Source organism: Sphingopyxis italica, assembly GCF_011926545.1.
Taxonomy (GTDB): Bacteria; Pseudomonadota; Alphaproteobacteria; order Sphingomonadales; family Sphingomonadaceae; genus Sphingopyxis; species Sphingopyxis italica.
On sequence record NZ_JAATIT010000003.1, the window covers coordinates 155,928 to 173,890 of the forward strand.

21 protein-coding genes are annotated in these 17,963 nt (G+C 66.3%); 10 read left to right on the forward strand and 11 right to left on the reverse strand.

Annotated features, from left to right (window positions below; all coding sequences use genetic code 11):
* Positions 1-102 precede the first annotated feature (102 nt).
* The 4 genes from thiL to hisG all read right to left on the reverse strand — a co-directional run bounded on the left by thiL (position 103) and on the right by hisG (position 3,762).
* Entirely contained in the window at positions 103-1,035 is a 933-nt protein-coding gene (thiL, locus tag GGR90_RS11965) for a thiamine-phosphate kinase (RefSeq protein WP_167921694.1), read from the reverse strand.
* A 190-nt stretch (positions 1,036-1,225) separates the two neighbouring features.
* The gene (gene nusB / locus GGR90_RS11970; protein WP_167921695.1) at positions 1,226-1,675 is read right to left on the reverse strand and encodes a transcription antitermination factor NusB; all 450 of its coding nucleotides are present in this window, start codon (positions 1,673-1,675) and stop codon (positions 1,226-1,228) included.
* Between the two features lie 139 nt (positions 1,676-1,814).
* Positions 1,815-3,107 carry a histidinol dehydrogenase gene (hisD, locus tag GGR90_RS11975; protein WP_167921696.1) on the reverse strand — a complete coding sequence of 431 codons (1,293 nt, stop codon included), beginning with the start codon at positions 3,105-3,107 and terminating at the stop codon, positions 1,815-1,817.
* Complete coding sequence (gene hisG, locus GGR90_RS11980) at positions 3,094-3,762, reverse strand: ATP phosphoribosyltransferase (RefSeq protein ID WP_167921697.1); 669 nt, start codon at positions 3,760-3,762, stop codon at positions 3,094-3,096. Before hisG ends, hisD begins: the two co-directional genes overlap by 14 nt.
* A 39-nt stretch (positions 3,763-3,801) precedes the next feature.
* Here hisG and GGR90_RS11985 point away from each other — a divergent pair, with 39 nt between their 5' ends.
* The gene (locus GGR90_RS11985; RefSeq protein ID WP_167921698.1) at positions 3,802-4,884 is read left to right on the forward strand and encodes a DUF2332 domain-containing protein; all 1,083 of its coding nucleotides are present in this window, start codon (positions 3,802-3,804) and stop codon (positions 4,882-4,884) included.
* Here GGR90_RS11985 and GGR90_RS11990 read toward each other — a convergent pair.
* Positions 4,881-5,339, reverse strand: coding sequence for a DUF1465 family protein (locus tag GGR90_RS11990; protein ID WP_245198640.1), 459 nt, complete (start codon positions 5,337-5,339; stop codon positions 4,881-4,883). The two genes, GGR90_RS11985 and GGR90_RS11990, sit on opposite strands and share 4 nt — an antisense overlap.
* A 114-nt stretch (positions 5,340-5,453) precedes the next feature.
* Positions 5,454-5,651 carry a DUF465 domain-containing protein gene (locus GGR90_RS11995; RefSeq protein ID WP_167921699.1) on the reverse strand — a complete coding sequence of 66 codons (198 nt, stop codon included), beginning with the start codon at positions 5,649-5,651 and terminating at the stop codon, positions 5,454-5,456.
* 122 nt (positions 5,652-5,773) lie between these two features.
* On the opposite strand from GGR90_RS11995, the gene GGR90_RS12000 reads away from it, so the two are divergent.
* Entirely contained in the window at positions 5,774-5,932 is a 159-nt protein-coding gene (locus GGR90_RS12000) for a DUF465 domain-containing protein (RefSeq protein WP_167921700.1), read from the forward strand.
* 44 nt (positions 5,933-5,976) lie between these two features.
* Here the strand turns inward: GGR90_RS12000 and GGR90_RS12005 are convergent, their stop codons facing one another.
* The 3 genes from GGR90_RS12005 to GGR90_RS19285 all read right to left on the reverse strand — a co-directional run bounded on the left by GGR90_RS12005 (position 5,977) and on the right by GGR90_RS19285 (position 8,506).
* Entirely contained in the window at positions 5,977-6,366 is a 390-nt protein-coding gene (locus tag GGR90_RS12005) for a PilZ domain-containing protein (protein WP_167921701.1), read from the reverse strand.
* A gap of 83 nt (positions 6,367-6,449) precedes the next feature.
* Positions 6,450-6,911 carry an RNA polymerase-binding protein DksA gene (dksA, locus tag GGR90_RS12010; protein ID WP_167921702.1) on the reverse strand — a complete coding sequence of 154 codons (462 nt, stop codon included), beginning with the start codon at positions 6,909-6,911 and terminating at the stop codon, positions 6,450-6,452.
* Between the two features lie 719 nt (positions 6,912-7,630).
* On the reverse strand, positions 7,631-8,506 hold the full coding sequence (locus tag GGR90_RS19285) for a hypothetical protein (RefSeq protein WP_209023731.1): 876 nt from the start codon (positions 8,504-8,506) through the stop codon (positions 7,631-7,633).
* Between the two features lie 152 nt (positions 8,507-8,658).
* Here GGR90_RS19285 and GGR90_RS12020 point away from each other — a divergent pair, with 152 nt between their 5' ends.
* The 5 genes from GGR90_RS12020 (at position 8,659) to GGR90_RS12040 (ending at position 13,047) form a co-directional block, all read left to right on the forward strand.
* Positions 8,659-9,003: an ArsR/SmtB family transcription factor gene (locus tag GGR90_RS12020; RefSeq protein WP_167921703.1), complete on the forward strand. Its 345-nt coding sequence runs from the start codon at positions 8,659-8,661 to the stop codon at positions 9,001-9,003.
* Positions 9,000-9,458 (forward strand): SRPBCC domain-containing protein, encoded by a 459-nt coding sequence (locus GGR90_RS12025; RefSeq protein ID WP_167921704.1) that lies wholly within the window; start codon positions 9,000-9,002, stop codon positions 9,456-9,458. The genes GGR90_RS12020 and GGR90_RS12025 overlap by 4 nt, the downstream gene beginning before the upstream one ends.
* Positions 9,459-9,649: 191 nt before the next feature.
* Positions 9,650-11,059, forward strand: a complete 1,410-nt coding sequence (serS, locus tag GGR90_RS12030; RefSeq protein ID WP_167921705.1) for a serine--tRNA ligase — start codon at positions 9,650-9,652, stop codon at positions 11,057-11,059.
* A 125-nt stretch (positions 11,060-11,184) separates the two neighbouring features.
* Positions 11,185-11,949 (forward strand): 5'/3'-nucleotidase SurE, encoded by a 765-nt coding sequence (surE, locus tag GGR90_RS12035; protein ID WP_167921706.1) that lies wholly within the window; start codon positions 11,185-11,187, stop codon positions 11,947-11,949.
* Between the two features lie 33 nt (positions 11,950-11,982).
* Entirely contained in the window at positions 11,983-13,047 is a 1,065-nt protein-coding gene (locus GGR90_RS12040; RefSeq protein WP_167921707.1) for a potassium channel family protein, read from the forward strand.
* Positions 13,048-13,056: 9 nt separating this feature from the next.
* Here GGR90_RS12040 and GGR90_RS12045 read toward each other — a convergent pair whose 3' ends face one another.
* Positions 13,057-13,383 carry a DUF423 domain-containing protein gene (locus tag GGR90_RS12045; protein WP_167921708.1) on the reverse strand — a complete coding sequence of 109 codons (327 nt, stop codon included), beginning with the start codon at positions 13,381-13,383 and terminating at the stop codon, positions 13,057-13,059.
* Positions 13,384-13,489: 106 nt separating this feature from the next.
* Between GGR90_RS12045 and rimO the strand changes: the two genes are divergently transcribed.
* Genes rimO through GGR90_RS12060 form a run of 3 tightly spaced genes read left to right on the forward strand, consistent with a single transcriptional unit; the run spans position 13,490 to position 16,843 of the window.
* Complete coding sequence (gene rimO / locus GGR90_RS12050) at positions 13,490-14,860, forward strand: 30S ribosomal protein S12 methylthiotransferase RimO (RefSeq protein WP_167921709.1); 1,371 nt, start codon at positions 13,490-13,492, stop codon at positions 14,858-14,860.
* Positions 14,861-14,891: 31 nt separating this feature from the next.
* Positions 14,892-16,394, forward strand: coding sequence for a DUF4403 family protein (locus GGR90_RS12055; protein ID WP_245198642.1), 1,503 nt, complete (start codon positions 14,892-14,894; stop codon positions 16,392-16,394).
* A gap of 23 nt (positions 16,395-16,417) precedes the next feature.
* On the forward strand, positions 16,418-16,843 hold the full coding sequence (locus GGR90_RS12060; protein ID WP_167921710.1) for a SecDF P1 head subdomain-containing protein: 426 nt from the start codon (positions 16,418-16,420) through the stop codon (positions 16,841-16,843).
* On the opposite strand, the gene GGR90_RS12065 is transcribed toward GGR90_RS12060, so the two are convergent.
* Positions 16,827-17,840, reverse strand: coding sequence for an inorganic phosphate transporter (locus GGR90_RS12065; RefSeq protein ID WP_167921711.1), 1,014 nt, complete (start codon positions 17,838-17,840; stop codon positions 16,827-16,829). The genes GGR90_RS12060 and GGR90_RS12065 overlap by 17 nt on opposite strands.
* Positions 17,841-17,963: the final 123 nt, after the last annotated feature.

Here is a 17,963-nt window from a genome sequence, read left to right on the forward strand (position 1 = left end):
CTCTCCCCTGATGCGACCGCCCCAAATTTGGACGGGCGAGTTATGGGAAGAAAGAATGCCAAGGGCAAGCCCGGTTATTCGGCGCTTTTGCGGGCTTTCGCGTCAGTGCATGAAACCGAGCCGCTCGGGCGGCGCGATGCGCTGGGCGCGGTGGGTGAGCATGATCCCGTCGCCCACCCCGGCGTGGCCGATCGGGGTCGCCGCGACGTTCAGCGCCGCCGCGATCGCGCGAATGTCGCTCGCCGCGCCCGAGTCTGCGGTGAACAGCAGCTGATAATCGTCGCCCGCCGTCGCCGCCGCGAGCCGCGTGTCGAGCACATCGGGCCGCACCGCGAGCAGCGCCGCCGACAGCGGGATCGTCTCGAGCATGATGCCCAGTTCGCACCCGCTCGCCTCCGCCATGCGTTGCGCGTCGATCAGCAGGCCGTCGGAGACGTCCATCATCGCATGGACGGGATTCGCAATGGCCTGTCCGAACGCCAGCTGTGGCTGCGGACGGCGATAGGCGTCGAGGCAGGTTTCATTCGGATCGACCTGCCCCAGCCGCATCGCGAGCCCGAGCCCGGCGTCGCCGATCGTCCCCGTGACCCAGATCTGGTCGCCCGGCCGAACCCCGCTTCGCGCCGGCGCCCCCGTCGCGGGCGCTTTGCCGATCGCGGTCAGCCCGAAGGTGCGCGGCGCGCCCGCCGGAATGCCCACCGTATCGCCGCCGAGCAGCGGCACTTCGTACCGGCGCAGCACCTCGCCCAGACCGCGGACGAACGCCGCGTCCCAATGTTCGTCCCCGGTCAGGCTGTAACCGACGAGCACGCCGAGCGGCGCCGCCCCCTTGGCGGCGAGATCGGAAAGGTTCACCGCGACGAGCTTCCACGCGACATCCTGCGGCCGCTCGTCGGGAAGGAAATGGACGCCCTCGACGATCATGTCGTGGGTCAGGACGAGATCGCCCAGCACCGCCGCATCGTCGGCCAGGCCGCGCGCGGCGGGATCGGTCGCGATGCTTCGCAGGCGGGCGATGAAATCGGCTTCGCTCATGGGGAGAAGCCTAGAGGATACCGGTGCGGTATAAAAGATACCCTCGATCCTCCCTGCCGCGCAGCGGTGGGGAGGTGGCAGCGCGTAGCACTGACGGAGGGGCTATTGGCGCAACGTCGCCGCCCCTCCACCACTCGCTTTCAGCGAGCGGTCCCCCTCCCCATGCCTACGGCACAGGGAGGATCTGTCATCACTTCGCCCGCACATCCTTACCGATCGCATCGAGCAGCCCGTTGGCGAACCCCGCCTCGCGCTGGTCGAAAAATGCCTTCGCGACATCGACATATTCGCTGACCACCGCACCCACCGGCACGTCGCCGCGCGCCATCAGCTCGTAAGACCCCACCCGCAGGATCGCCTTCATCGTGCGATCGAGCCGGTCCATCGACCAGCCGCTCGCGAGCCGCGCGATGATCGCCGCATCGATTTCTTCGGCGCGCGCCAGCGTGCCCTTCACGATGTCATCGAAAAATTCGGTGTCGGCATCGGCATATTCGGCGTCCTCGATCGTCGCGCCGATGCGGTGCTGATGGAATTCGTGGATCAGCTTGGCCACGGGCGTGCCCTCCATCTCGTGCTGATAGAGTGCCTGGACGGCGGCAAGGCGGGCGGCGGAGCGGGATTGGGCGCGTTTGTTCATGGTTTTCGCTTCTAACTCAATTCGTCATTCACTCAAATCGTCATCCCGGCGAAGGCCGGGATCTCGCCGGTGGTTCTTGACGCGAGGTCGAGATCCCGGCCTTCGCCGGGATGACGGATAAAAGGGAGACTTGGGCGGTTTATTTCAATCGGTTCTGAACGCTCAGCGCATGGGCGGGAAGTCCCTCGGCGCCGGCGAGCGCGACCGCCGCGGGGCCGATCGCGGCGAGGCTCGCTTCGTCGAGCGCGAGAAAGCTGGTGCGCTTCATGAAGTCGGTGACCGACAGCCCGCTCGAAAAGCGCGCGCGGCGGCCGGTGGGGAGGACGTGGTTGGGGCCGGCGACGTAATCGCCGATCGCTTCCGGCGTCTGGCGGCCGAGAAAGACCGATCCGGCGTGACGCACCTTGGCGAACAGCGCGTCGGCCTGGGCGGCATCGACCGCGAGTTCGAGATGTTCGGGCGCGAGCCGGTCGCACAGCGGAATTGCATCGGTTAGGTTCGGCACAATGATGATGGCCCCGTATGCCACCCAACTGGCGCGCATCGTCGCGCCGGACGCCAGACTACGAATCTGATGCTCAATATTTTCAACGACCGCATCGGCGAAGTCGCCATCGTCGGTGAAGAGGATCGACTGGCTCGTCGGGTCGTGCTCGGCTTGACTCAAGAGGTCTGCGGCGATGACATGCGGTTCGTTCTTCGCGTCGGCGACGACGACGATCTCGCTCGGCCCCGCGACCATGTCGATGCCGACGACGCCGTAGAGCTGGCGCTTCGCTTCGGCGACCCAGGCATTGCCCGGGCCGGTAACGACGTCGACCGGCGCGACGCGGTTCGTGCCATGGGCGAGCGCCGCGATCGCCTGCGCGCCGCCGACGCGCCAGATTTCGTCGACCCCGCCGATATGCGCCGCGGCCATCACGACCGGATTGACCTCGCCGCCCGGCGTCGGGGTCATCATCACGATACGCTCCACCCCCGCGACCTTGGCGGGAAGGATGTTCATCAGCACCGACGAGGGGTAGGCGGCGCGCCCGCCGGGGACATAGACCCCCGCCGCATCGACCGCGTTCCAGCGCGCGCCGAGCCGCACCCCCGCGGTGTCGCGATAGTCGCGATCCTGCGGCAGCTGCGCGGCGTGATAGGCGCGGATGCGTTCCGCCGCGAGGTTCAGCGCATCGCGCAGCGCGGGCGCGAGCGCGTCATACGCCTCGGCGCATTCCTGCTTCGAGATGCTCCACCCGCTCGCGTCCAGATCGAAGCGGTCGAATTTTGCGGTATAGTCGGCGAGCGCCGCGTCGCCCTCGGCCTTCACCCGCGCGATGATCGCAGCGACGTCGGCGGACACATCGGAATCGCTCTCGCGCCGATCATTGACCAGCGCGTCGAACTCGGCGGCAAAGCCGGGATCGGAAGCGTCAAGCCGCCGCATCGGCTGCGGCCTCACGGAACTTCTCGACCAGCGCCGGCACTTCGGCCGACCGCAGCTTGAACGCCGCGCGGTTGACGATCAGCCGCGCCGACACCTCGCTGATGATCTTCTGCTCGGCGAGCGCATTTTCGACGAGCGTGCGCCCGGTCGAAACAAGGTCGACGATGTGCGAAGCGAGACCCAGCTTCGGCGCGATCTCCATCGCGCCGTTCAATTTGATACATTCGGCCTGGATGCCCTGCGCCTCGAACCAGCGGCGCGTCGTCCCGGGATATTTGGTCGCGACGCGAATATGGCTTTCGCCCCCCAATTCGTTGGCGCCCGGCGGCGCGCTGCCCTCGGGCCCCGCGAGCGACAGGCGGCAGTGGCCGATACCGAGGTCGACCGGGGCATAAAGCTCCGAATAATCGAACTCGTCGACGACGTCCGATCCGACGATGCCGAGCTGCGCCGCGCCATGCGCGACGAAGGTCGCGACGTCGAACGCGCGCACGCGGATCAGCGAGATGTGCGGCTGGTTTGTCCCAAAAACTAACGCCCTGCTTTTCTTGTCGAAAAACTCGTCCGAAGGCTCTATCCCGACGCGCGCAAGCAGGGGCAGCGCCTCGTCGAGGATGCGCCCCTTCGGGATGGCAAAGATGATTGGTTCGGGCATAGGCTTGCGCGCCCATAAGCGGCGAGAGGAAAAAGGGCAATGAGCGAGCGTTACGAGTTCATTGACATGGCTCAGACCGGTCCCAAGGCTGTCCGCACGGCTTTTGCCAATCAGGTCGCCTATTGCCGCGCCAATGATGCGCGGGTGACCGCGCGAGTCGTCGCCGCGCTGGGCACCTTGCTCGACAAGCCCGCAAGCGAATTCGCGCACCGCATCGCGGGCTGGCAGGGCGCGCCGCTCGCCGACGCGCTGCCGCTGCGCGCCGCGGGCGGCATCCATGCGCTCCACCTGTCCGAAGCGGCGCATGAACTCGCCCCCGTCTATGCCGATGCGGAGGATATCAACGACGAAGCCGTCATCGCCGGCGTCGTCCGGCGGCACGACGCCGCGCTTCTCGCGTGGCTCGACGGCCCGCCGCAGACGAACGAAGCCGGCCGCTCATCGAACTTCATCGCCGCGATGCTGTGGCTCGCCGAGCAGGGCCTGCCGCCACGCTTCGATTGCCTCGAGATCGGGTCGAGCGCCGGGATCAACCTGATGATCGACCGCTATCATTACGAGCTCGGTGGCGTGCATATCGGGCCGCGGCCCGGCGCGATGGCCTTCGCCCCCGAATGGCGCGGCGATCATCCGCCGATGCACGACATCGAAATCGCGAGCCTCAAGGGCTGCGACGTCGCGCCGGTCGACCTGACCGACCCCGTGCAGGCGCTGCGGATCCAGGCCTATATCTGGCCCGAGCACCACATCCGGTTCGCGCGCCTGGAGGCCGCGATCGCCGCGGCGCATGAAGCGAAGCCCAATCTCGTTCACGCCAACGCCGCCGATTTCGTCGAGGCCGAGCTCGCCACGCCCCAGCCGGCGGGCACGACGCGTGTGCTGATGCACTCGATCGTCTGGCAATATGTCCCCGCCGACCAGCAGGCGCGCGTCACCGCCGCGATGGAAGCCGCGGGCGCGCGAGCCACGGCCGAGCGCCCGCTGGCATGGATCGCGCTCGAGGCGAACCGGACGGTGCATCATCACGAACTGGTGGTGCGCTATTGGCCGGGCGGCGGCGCGGCGCAGAAGCTTGCCCACGCCCATGCGCATGGCGCGTGGGTAGAGTGGCTCGCGCGCTAAAGCCGCGCCTCCAGCCGCGCCAGCAACGCCTGCACCGGCGTCACCGCGGATGCCTCCCATCCCGCCTCCAGCAACGCAACGCGCTCGAACAGCCGCTCGCTCGCACTGACGATCCGGCGGAGCGACGCGTCGAACCCTTCGCAAACATCCCAGTCGGCGGCGACCGGCGCGCCGATGCGCGCCGCGCTGTCGTTCGGCCCGGCACCGGGGTCGCCCGCAAACATCGCGCGGCGGTGAAGCAGCCAGGCGATGACGTGCATCAGCCGCGTCGTCGTCTTCAGCGATTCGCAGGCGAGGCCGATCTGCGCCGCCGCGTTGCCGCGAACGCTGCCGAGATCGCGCTCAGCGGCAAAGGCCGCATGCGCCTCGTCGGCGAGCAGCATCGCCTCGACATAGAGATTTTCGACCTGCGCGCGCTGCACCGGCGCGCCCGTCGCCATCCTGCTCCTCGCCATCCTGTTCGTGTCCCCGCCGATCATGGCCGCAGCGATGCCACGCTCCGCGGCGGGTCCGCAATCGCGGTAACCATCATTTGCATCGGCTGTCCCGTTTTGATTCAGGCGGTTGGTTCAGGCGATGATGTCGGGCAGCAACTGGTCCTCGCACCAGGCGATCTCGTCGCGCAGCTTGAGCTTGCGCTTCTTCAGCCGCGCGAGTTGCAGCTGGTCGACGGTCGCCCCGGTGCCGAGCGCGATGATCGCGACGTCGAGGTCGCGATGTTCGATGCGAAGCAGTTCCAGGCGCTGGGTAATTTCCTCGGGGGTCACCCGGCCTCCCTGCCACGTTCACCACTGGTCCGCAACGGCAACCGCCCCACCGAATCGTCACGACATCGGGGCGGTTTCATGTTTTACTTCGGCTGCCCATCGAGTCGAAAAGGAGAATGCCAATGAGCACGTCGCACCTTTCCACCCTGAGGTCCCGTCACGCGGACCTCGATGTGAAAATTGCGAATGAAGAGCGTCGGCCCGCCCCCGATACCGGGGCACTCGCGCAGCTCAAGAAGCGGAAACTGAAACTCAAGGAAGAGATGCTCGCGATCGGCTGATCGCGAGTGCTATCGCCCCGCTGATGCCGCCCTGCAAAGGGCCATCAGCGCCGGCGGTAGAGGGGCCCCGTCTCGAGGCCCGTGCGCCGCAGATGCGGCGGCAAATCGGACTGCGAAACCACCTGACGACGAACGGCCTGCGGATCGATCGCGCGGTCGAAGGCGATGCCGAACTTGCCTTCGCCGACCCAGATCACGCGCCCGGCGACCGGCCCGAGATTGCGCAGGTCGACCTCGACCGCCGCCCCTTGCGCGACCGCGACCTTGCCCTCGGCGAGCATCCCGCCCGGCGACAGGTTGCGCACGCGCACGGTGACGGGTCCACCGCCGCCGGGCAGCGCCAGCTCTGCCTGCATGAACAGGCTGTCGCGGTCGGCGCCGCGCGACAGCGCCGCGACTTCCTCGTCCACCGATGTCGGTCTTTGCGAATCCATTTGCGCCCCGTCTCTTTCGTATCGAGGCGCGAAATCTAGGGCCTAGCGGTTGCCGAATCGTAAATGGGCCACAGCCCCCGCGATCAATCTTCGCGTGAAATTCGCTCGTTACGCTCGTGGCGCTCCTGCGCTTCCAGCGTCATCGTCGCGATCGGCCGCGCCTGCAGCCGCGCGAGCGAGATCGGCTCGCCGGTCACCGCGCAATAGCCATACTCGCCCTCTTCGATACGGCGGATCGCCGAATCGATCTTGGCGATCAATTTGCGTTGACGGTCGCGGGTGCGCAGTTCGATCGCCCAGTCGGTCTCGCTCGACGCCCGGTCGGCGAGGTCGGGTTCGCGCAGCGGGCCGTCCTGAAGATGCGCCAGCGTCGATTCCGATTCGGACAGGATCGATTTTTTCCAGGCGAGGAGCAGGCCGCGGAAGTAATCCTGCTGCCGCTCGTTCATAAACTCTTCGTCGTCGCTGGGGACATAATCCGAATCGAGATTGGATTTGGCTTCGCGAAGCGCGTCTGCGCCAACATCGGCAATCTTGGTCGGCATGAGGGGCTCTCGCGTCCTTTCCTGTCACCCCGTGAGCCGTCTCGTGCGGTTCGGGGAGTGGCGCGCCTATACCCAGCCACCGGCCGCGATACAAGCACCGAAGCTGTTGATAACGATGAGCTGTGAAGCCCGAGTGAACCGACGCTGGAACCATGGTGATTCCACGGTGGCGCGGCAACGAACCATCACCCCCTGCCCGGCGCCGATTTAGGTCCGAAGGTTAACCAATCGAACAGAATCCTTGCATATTTCGTTCTGTTTTGGGACAGATACCGCGTTTTTTGTTGATTTCGCGTCGCATTTCCCGCTCTCGGACAGGCAAACGCGGTTAACAGAATTGCCGTGTTCACAAAGCTTTGGCCTTTTGGGTTATAGCGAAGGTGAATGGGGGGTGTCGGTCGATGGCGCTTCGCACCCGCAACGGGAAAGAAAGAGAAGCCTATGTCTGTCCGAATGGCCCTGGCCAAGCTTTGCGCCTGCACCTGCGGCGGCGCGATCATCGGTAGCGGCGCGATGCAGATCACCGACGTTCCGAAGGCGCGGGCGCAGGTTCAGTCCTGCTCGCCCTGCGTCGCCCAGAAAAAGGTCGTGCGCAAACGCCATGCGGCGCGCAAGAAGGTGAAGCGCGTCCGCCGCGTCGTCACGACGAAGAAGGTGATCCGCACCACTACCCCGCAGACGCAGGTGGTGACACAGACGATCCCCCTGCCCCCGATCCCCTACGCCCCCTTCCCGCAATCGGGCTGGGAAGGCGGCGGCGGTAGCGGCGGCGGCGTGACCGTCATCGGCGGCGGCTTTGGCGGCGGTTTCGGCGGCGGCTTTTTCGGCGGTTTCTTCGGCGGCAGCTCGGGCGGCGGCAGCAGCGGCAGCATCGTCGTCACCTCGACGACGACGGGCGGCCTCAGCTCGACCACGAGCACCTCGTCGGGCGTCTCGACCTCGACCGGCGGCGTGTCCACCTCCACGGGCGGGGTCAGCACCTCGACGGGCGGGGTTTCGACCTCCACCGGCGGCGTGTCGACTTCGACCGGCGGCGTCAGCACCTCATCGGGCAACGTCTCGACCTCGACGGGCGGCGTCAGCACCTCGACCTCGTCGGGTAATGTGTCGACCTCGACCGGCAGCGTCAGCACCTCGTCGTCGAGCAGCAGCTCGTCGTCGAGTTCCTCTTCGTCCTCCTCCTCGTCGAGTAGCTCCTCGTCCGGCGGCAGTTCGTCGAAAGGCAGCTCGGGTTGGGGCAGTTCGTCGCACGGCAGTTCGGGTGGCTCGAACGGCAGCTCGGGAGGATCCAGCAGCAGTTCGGGCGGATCGAGCAGCAGCTCGTCCTCTTCCTCCTCCTCGTCGAGCAGCAGCACGTCGAGCGGCGCCACTTCGTCGGGCGCGACCGGCGGCAGCAGCAGCTTCGGCTCGACCGGCAGCAGCAGCTCGTCTTCGTCCAGCAGCAGTTCGTCGTCGAGTTCCTCTTCGTCGAGCTCGGGCGGCAGCACGAGCAGCTCGTCGGGCGATCCGACCCCTGTTCCCGCGCCGCCGATGATGCTATTGTTCGGGGCAGCGGCCGTGGCGCTTGTCGCGCGCCGCCGCGCGGCGAATCGCAACGACGACGACGCCGACGCGGCTTGAAGAATCCACTGGCGGTCAGGGGGGCTAACCCGGACCACCGAACTAAGGGCTGCCCCGCGGGGCGGCCTTTTTTTCGTCCGGTCGAATCAGTTTGCCATCTGGAGAACTATTTGCAATTGTTCACCATATGGCAAACCAAATTCAGCCGCTCGATTCGCTCTTTCATGCGCTCGCGGACCCGACGCGCCGCGCCGTGATCAGCCGCCTGCTCCGGGGCGAGGCGCCGGTCAAGCGGCTGGCCGAGCCATTCGAGATGGGCCTGCCCGCCTTTCTGAAACATCTCTCGGTGCTGGAAGCATCGGGCCTCATCCATACCGAAAAGCAGGGACGCGTGCGCACCTGCCGCATCGATACCGACCGGCTTTCGGCCGCAGAGGGCTGGCTCTCCGAGCAACGCGCCATCTGGCAGGACCGCACCGACCGGCTCGCCGTCTTCGTCGAATCGCAACATCCCACGAAGGAAACATCATGACCCAGAGCGAACTCACCATCTCCCGCTTCATCGCCGCACCGCCCGCCGCGGTGTGGGACGCGTGGAGCGATCCGGCGAAGCTCGCGCGGTGGTGGATTCCCGCGCCGATCATATGCCGCGTCGACCAGCTCGACCTCCGCCCCGGCGGCGGCTTCGTGACGCGGATGCGCGAGGAAGGCGCCACCGATTTCCAGCCGCACGTCGATGGCTGCTTCCTCGAAGCCATCCCGGACGAACGGCTCGTCTTTACAACGGTCCTCACCGAAGGATGGCAGCCCGTCGACCCCTGGCTCGCGCTGACCGCGATCCTGACCTTCGAGGCGAAGGACGGCGGCACGCTCTATTCGGCGCGGGTGCTCCACAAGACGCCCGAAGAGAGCGCGAAACACGAAGAAATGGGTTTCTACGAAGGCTGGGGTACGGCGATCGGCCAGCTCGCGGGGTTGTTGGAGTAATGTGATCCTCCCTGTCGCGAAGCGATGGGGAGGTGGCAGCGCGAAGCGCTGACGGAGGGGCGATGACGCGACGTCGCTGCCCCTCCACCACTCGCTTTCAGCGAGCGGTCCCCCTCCCCATGGCTTCGCCACAGGGAGGATCAAGTGAAGTCAGACTTGCACCGCGCGGGCGGCAACGCCATAGCGCCGCCATGCACGATATCCGCCTGATCCGGGACGACCCGCAAGCCTTCGACGCTGGCCTCGCGCGCCGCGGCCTCGAACCCCTGTCCGCCGAAATTCTCGCCGCCGACGCCTCGCTCCGCGCGCTGCAGACCGATATCCAGGCCACGCTCGCGCGCCGCAACGAGGCGTCGAAGCTGATCGGCCAGGCGATGGCCGGGGGCGACAAGGACAAGGCCGAGGCGCTGAAGGCCGAAGTCGCCGAATTGAAGACCGCGCTGCCCCCGAAGGAAGAGGCCGAGCGCGAACAGCTCGCTGCGCTGCAGGACAGACTCGCCGCGCTCCCGAACCTCCCCGCCGCCGACGTCCCCGACGGCGAGGATGAGGAAGCCAATGTCGAGATTTCGCGCTGGGGCACGCTGCGGACGTTCGATTTCGCGCCGCAGGAACATGCCGATTTCGCCCCCGCGCTCGGGCTCGATTTCGAGACCGCGGCGAAGATGTCGGGCGCGCGCTTCGCTTTCCTGAAAGGCCAGATGGCGCGCCTCGAACGCGCGATCGGCCAGTTCATGCTCGACAAGCAGACGAACGAGGCGGGCTATACCGAATGCGCGACGCCGCTGTTGGTGCGAGACCACGCGATGATTGGTACCGGCCAACTCCCTAAATTCACGGAAGATCAGTTTTCGGCCGCCGATATGGGCAATCGCGAACGGCTCCTTTGGGAAGCGATGCCGGACGATTTCGAGCATCAACTGGCTCAGGTAACCGAAGGGAACTATGAGGCCACGATAAAAGGGATGCTAACGGGCGCCGACACCGCCGAGCAATTTTGGCTCGTCCCCACGGCGGAAGTTAGCCTGACCAACGCGGTGCGCGAAGAGATATTGCCCGAAGCCGATCTGCCGATCCGCATGACCGCGCTCACCCCCTGCTTCCGCTCCGAAGCCGGCTCGGCGGGGCGCGACACACGCGGCTATATCCGCCAGCACCAGTTCTGGAAGGTCGAGCTCGTCTCGATCGTCCGGCCCGAGGACTCGGGCGCCGAACTCGAACGCAAGACGCGCGCCGCCGAGCAAATTCTCGAGGCGCTCGAATTGCCGTACCGCAAGATGCTGCTGTGCAGCGGCGACATGGGCTTCGCCGCGCGCAAGACCTATGACCTCGAAGTCTGGCTGCCGGGGCAGGGCAGCTATCGCGAGATTTCGAGCTGTTCGAACTGCGGCGACTTCCAGGCGCGCCGCATGAACACGCGTTTCCGCCGCGAGGATGTGAAGGGCAATGAGTTCGTCCATACGCTGAACGGCTCGGGCCTTGCCGTGGGGCGGACGCTGGTGGCGATCCTCGAAAATTATCAGCAGGCCGACGGCAGCGTCGATATTCCGACGGCGCTGCTTCCGTACATGGGCGGGATTACGCGTCTGACGCCCTTGGGTTGATAGGGCTAGGCTGACCCCATTTTCCCGTTCGTGTCGAGCGAAGTCGAGACACCCAACGGCCTTGCGCCGTGCCGATGGGCATCTCGACTTCGCTCGATGCGAACGGAACCGAGAAAGAGAAAACCATGCGCATCCTCCTCACCAACGACGACGGCTATCACGCGCCCGGCATGGCGGTGCTCGAAGCGATCGCGCGCCAGCTTTCGGACGATATCTGGGTCTGCGCGCCCGCCGAGGAGCAATCGGGCGCCGGCCATTCGCTCACCCTCTCACGCCCGGTGCGCATCCGCGAGCATGGCGAGCGGCGCTGGTCGTGCAGCGGCACTCCGACCGATTCGGTGATGATGGCGATCGGCAAGCTGATGCCCGAAAAGCCCGACCTGATCCTGTCGGGCGTCAACCGCGGCGCCAATCTCGGCGACGATGTCACCTACTCGGGCACCGTGTCGGCGGCGATCGAGGGCGCGCTCGCGGGCATCCCGGCGATCGCGCTCAGCCAGGTTTATGCCAAGGAAGGCATGGGCGACAGCGTGCCGTTCGAGGCGGCCGAAGCCTGGGGCGCGAAAGTGCTGCGTCCGCTGCTCGACATGGACATGGCGCCGCGTACGCTGGTCAATATCAACTTCCCCGCCCTCCCCGCCGCCGAGGTCAAGGGCATCCGCGTCACCCGCCAGGGCTTCCACGACTATGGCCGCGGCTCGATCGTCGAGGGGACCGACCCGCGCGGCTATCGCTATTACTGGTTCGGCCTCCACGGCATCGAACACAGCCTTGGCCACGACAGCGATCTGGAAGCGATCGACGACCGCTATATCTCGGTCACCCCGCTCCAGCTCGACCTGACCCACGACGCCTCGCTCGCCGCGCTGCGCGGCGCTTATGGCGGCTAGCGTTACGCGCGCAGCTTTGGCACAAGGGCCGCGATGAGCAAAAGCCCCGCGTCCAAGCTGAAGCTCCAGCATCGGTTCCAGCCGCTCCGCCGCATGAGCAGATGGCCGATCTGGGCCGACGTCATCACGCGCCTCGGCGTGGCCTTTCTGCTCATCGCCATCGTCGTGCTCGTCCACTGGATCGACCGCGCGGGACTCAGGGACAGCCACGACGGCCAGATCAGCTTTCTCGACGTCGTCTATTTCACGATGATCTCGGTCACCACCACCGGCTTCGGCGACATCACCCCGGTATCCGACCGCTCGCGGCTGATCGAGGCGGTGATCGTCACTCCGATCCGCATCGCGGTGCTCTTCATCTTCGTCGGCACCGCCTATCAGTTCGCGATCAAGCAAATATGGGAAAAATGGCGTATGGCCCGCATCCAGGAAAAGCTCACCGACCATATCGTCGTCCTCGGCTTCGGCATCAGCGGCAGCGAGGCGGTTCGCGAACTGATCGCGCGGGGCACCGACCCCGCGTGCATCGTCGTGATCGACAGCAACCGCGGCCGCGTCAACGCCGCCGAAGCGATGGGGTGCAACGTGCTCGAAGGCGATGCGTCGAGCGACGAGACGCTGATCGACGTGCATATCGCGCGCGCGCAGTCGGTCCTCGTCTCGGCCGGCCGCGACGACACCTCGATCCTGATGGTACTCACCGTGCGCCATCTCGCGCCGCGCGTGCCGATCAGCGTCGTCATTCGCACGCAGGACAACGAACTGCTCGCGCGCCAGGCGGGCGCGAACAATGTCATCAATCCGGTCAGCTTCACCGGCCTGCTGCTCGCAGGGTCGGCGCAGGGGGCGCACGTCGCCGACTATATGGCCGACCTCGCCAGCGTCGGTGGCCGCGTCCAGCTCCGCGAACGGCCCGTCGCCGCCGAAGAGGTCGGGCGCAGCCTCGACGCGCTCGCCAGCGAGGGGCGCGGGCTGCGCATCTATCGCGACGGCAAGCCCTATGGCTTTTGGGAAGACGAGGCGCAGAGCCTCCAGCACGGCGACCTGATCGTCGAGGTCATCCGCTGCGAGGAATCCGAAGCGGGCGTGCCGGACTGACCCGAGCGGCTAGCCCCGCCAGAAAAGCCAGCCCGCCCAGAGCCAGCCGATGATCAGCAGGCCGCCGCCGATCGGCGTCACCGCGCCCAGCCAGCGCGGCGCGCCCAGCGCCATCGCATAGAGGGTGATCGAAAAGATCGCGGCACCGCCGAGCAGCATGATCGCCGGCCCGCGCGCAAAGCCCATGATCGCGAGCGCCGCGACCGCATGGACCAGCTGATAGAGCCCGCCGGTGCGCAGCCATTCGGCCTCCTGCTGGCCCGCACCATGCGCGCCGAACGCGCCCGCCGCGACCGCCATCGCCGCCGAAATCGCCGCAAACGCTCCGATCGCCATCATCTTGCCCTTTCATCTCGAACCGCGCGCTCCATGCCCGCACGCGCGCTGGGTGACAAGGGAGGCGTGACAAGGGCCACGAAATCGACTATGGGCGCCGCCAATCATGACAGTCAAAACCCTCCCCACCCAGCCGAAGGTCGGCATGGTTTCGCTCGGCTGCCCCAAGGCGCTCGTCGACAGCGAACGGATTCTGACCAAGCTGCGCGCCGATGGCTACGGCCTGTCGCCCGACTATGCGGGCGCCGACGTCGTGCTCGTCAACACCTGCGGCTTCCTCGATTCGGCCAAGGAGGAAAGCCTTGAGGCGATCGGCGAGGCGATGGCCGAGAACGGCCGCGTCATCGTCACCGGCTGCATGGGCAACGAGGCCGAGGTCATCCGCGCGCGCTTCCCGAACGTCCTCGCGGTCACCGGCGCGCATCAATATGAACAGGTCGTCGATGCCGTCCACGACGCCGCGCCGCCCACCCAGGGCCCGTTCGTCGATCTCGTTCCCGAGGGCGGGCTGAAACTCACCCCGCGCCACTACAGCTATCTGAAGATTTCGGAAGGCTGCAACCACAGCTGCTCCTTCTGCATCATCCCCGATCTGCGCGGAAAACTGGTGTCGCGCCGCGTCGATGCGGTGCTCCGCGAGGCCGAGAAGCTCGTCGCCGCGGGGACGAAAGAACTGCTGGTGATCAGCCAGGATACGTCTGCTTACGGCATCGACATCCGCCACGATACGCGCCAGTGGCACGGCCGCGAGGTGCGCGCACATATGACCGACCTCGCGCGCGAACTTGGGCAGCTCAAGACCAGCGAAGGCCGCGCCCCATGGGTGCGCCTCCACTATGTCTATCCCTATCCGCACGTCGATGCGGTCATCCCGCTGATGGCCGAAGGGCTGCTGACGCCCTATCTCGACATCCCCTTCCAGCACGCAGCGCCGAGCGTCCTCAAGCGCATGAAGCGCCCCGCGAACGAAGCGAAGGTGCTCGAACGGCTGAAAAGCTGGCGCCAGGTCGCCCCCGACATTTCGATCCGCTCGAGCTTCGTCGTCGGCTTCCCCGGCGAAACCGAGGCCGATTTCCAATATCTTCTCGACTGGCTCGACGAAGCGCAGCTCGACCGCGTCGGAGCTTTCCGCTTCGAACCCGTCGCGGGCGCGCAAGCCAATGCGCTGGACGATCAGGTGCCCGAAGAGGTCAAGGAAGAACGTTACCAGCGCATCATGGCGAAAACCGCCGCGATCAGCGCCGCCAAGCTCGAAGCCAAGATCGGCCGCACGCTCCCCGTCATCATCGACGAGGTCGGTGACGCCGACGAAGATGGCAGCATCGGCGCAACGGGCCGCAGCCAGGCGGATGCGCCCGAAATCGACGGCCATGTCTATCTGCGCGACGTCGCGGCGACCCTGAAGCCCGGCGACATCGTCGACGTCGCAATCGAGGACGCCGACGAGCATGATCTGTTCGGAGTGGTCGCGGGCTGAAACATAATATTGGAACGGCTTTACCCGTTCGATGTTATCCAAAGACATCGAACAGGGGTCGTTCATGCGCATCTCGATGCTTGCCGCGCTGCTTTTGCCGGGATTGCTCGCCAGCTGTGATCGCAAGACCGAAGTCGAGCCGCCGCCGCGCGCGACCGACAGGGCGCCTTCCCCGACGCAGACATCGCTGATCGCGGTGCCGATCGGCGCCAGCACCGCTTCGCTCAAACAGGCGCTTGAGCGCGCGGTGCCCAAGACGCTGTGGACGATCGACCGGCGCGAGCGCGAATGCGTAAAGACGCAGCGGGTCAAACTCTTCGGCAAGAAGGTCAAGGTCACCCCGCCGATCGCCTGCACGATCGTCGGACGGGTGACACGCGGACCGCTGCGGCTGCGCAGCGAAGGGAATGAGTTCGTCGTCGATGTGCCGCTCCATGCGAAAATCAGCGCGCGCGACGTCGGCGGGGTGCTGAAGGGCGAGACCGCGACCGGCGCCGCGATGGCCCATGCGCGCGTTCGCATCGACCTGACGCCCGACTGGCGTACGCGGGGCAAGGCGCGCATCACCTATGGCTGGACCAAGGCGCCGGGGATCGATTTCCTCGGCCGCCGGATCACCTTCACCGACCAGGCCGACGAAAAGCTGAAGCCCGTCGTCGCGAGCGTCGAGCGCGAGGTGACCCGCGAGATCGCGAAAATCGACATCCGCAAGCAGGCCGCCGACATCTGGCGGCAGGCGTTCACGTCGCTCGAACTCAACCGTGAAAATCCGCCGGTATGGATGCGCGTCATGCCGCAGCGCATCCTTTACGGCGGCTACCGGCTCGACGGGCGGCGGATCAACCTTAACCTCGGGGTCGAGGCGATAACCGAAACCTTTGTTTCAACGCGCCCGGCCGACCCCTCGCCTACGCCGCTCCCCCGCCTGGTCCGCGAAACGCCGAAACCGCATCTCGATGTGCGCGTGCCCGTGATCGCCGACTATGCGCAGTTGCAGCCCGTCGTCGACCGCGCGCTCGCCAAGCGGTCGAAGCGCCCCTTCGTCCTGCCCGAACTCGGCCCGATGATGGTCAAATTCGGCAAGTCGACGATCTATGGCGCGCCGGGCGGCCGTATCGCCGTCGGGGTCGACATCGAGGCAAAGCTGAAAGCGCGAACCGGCGCGCCGACCCGCGGCCGCATCTGGATGACCGCCCTTCCCGCGAATAGGCCGGGTTCGGCCCAGGTGCATTTCACCGACCTCGTCATCAACGGCGATACCGACGGCGTCGGCGGCGACCTTCTGATCATGCTCGGACGCAGCGAGGGGTTCGCTCCGCTCATCGCTGACGCGCTGACGCAGAATTTCACCCACGACCTGACCGAGCTTCAGGACAAGATTCGCCGAGCGGTCGACCAGCGGCGCGAAGGCGCCTTCGTCATCCGCACCCGCGTCGACCGCTTCGAAACCGGGGCGATCAAGGCCTATGGCAATGGCCTTTATCTGCCGGTGCGGATGGTCGGCGGAGCGAACATCGACTATCGTCCGCAGTGACCCGACGACGAAAGGCTAAAACGATGCGGCTGAACTTGGCGCCTGTCCTTCTCGCCTCCGCTCTACTGCTCTGCCCGGCAGCACTGACGGCGCAAGCTGTCGCTCAATCCGGCGCGGCTGCTGAAAAGGGCATCTGGATCGGAAACCTCGACCTCTGCCGTTCGGGTCCGGTCAAGGCGGTGGCGAGCATTGAACTCTACAGCAGCCTGCCCATCGTCAGCATCGTGCTGCCCGCGGCGTTACACGATGCGCTGGAGGAACTGACCGCCGCCAACATTGGCAAACCGTTGCCGATCCGCGTCAACGGTAGAGTCGTCAGCGAGCCGAATGTGAACGAACCGATCTCGGGCGGCGAACTCCAGATTTCGGGCGTCGATCAGGCGGAGGCCGACCGGATCGCGGCGGCCTTGCAAAGCTGCTCCACGGAAACGGCTAGAACAGGCGCGTAATCGCGTAAAAGGCCGCCGCGACGATCGCGCTCGCGGGAATGGTGATGAACCACGCCGCGACGACATTGCCCGCGACGCCCCAGCGCACCGCGCTGGCGCGGCGCGCGACGCCGGCGCCGATGATGCTGCCGGTGATCGTGTGCGTCGTCGATACCGGGATGCCGAGCAGGCTGGCGGTGAACACCATGATCGACCCGCCCGTCGAGGCGGCGAAACCCTGATGGTGCGACAGCTTGGTGATGCGACCGCCCATCGTTTCGATGATCTTCCACCCGCCCGACAGCGTGCCGAGCGCGATCGCGATGTAGCAGGCGAAGGCGACCCAGTGCGGGACGTGAAACTCGCCCGACAGATAGCCGGTCGAATAGAGCAGCACGGCGATGATCCCCATCGTCTTCTGCGCGTCGTTGAGCCCGTGGCTGAGCGAATAGGCGGCGGAAGAGAAGAGGTGGAGGGTGCGGAAAGTGCTTTCGGCAAATTTCGCCGTGGCGCGGCGGAGCGCCCAACTGCTGAGCAGCATCACGAGCATCGCGAGCAGCATACCGAGCATGGGCGACAGGAAGATCGCGATCACCGTCTTGTTGAGGCCGGTCCACTGAATGCCTTCGAACCCCGCATGCGCAACCCCCGCGCCGACGATCCCGCCGACGAGGGCGTGGCTGGACGAGGAGGGGATGCCCTTGAGCCAGGTAACGACATTCCAGAACATCGCGCCGACGAGCGCGCCGAACACCACCGCCGGGGTCACCAGATCCTTGTCGATCAGCCCCGCGCCGATCGTCTCCGCCACCTTGTGCAGCGCCGGAAAGGCGAGGCTGAGGAAATAGGCGGCGAAGTTGAAGAAGGCGGCGAACAGTACCGCCTGCACCGGGCGCAGCAACCGCGTCGCAACCACCGTGGCGATACTGTTGGCCGCATCGTGCAGGCCGTTGAGGAAGTCGAACGCCAGCGCGAGGATGACGAGGCCGACGAGAAGCGGAAAGGCGATTTCGTGCATGGGTAGTCGCTCCGACCCTATAGGGCCGTTCGTGTCGAGCGAAGTCGAGACACCCATCGGCCGTACGCGGCTTCAATGGGCATCTCGACTTCGCTCGATGCGAACGGATTTTCTTGCGGCGGC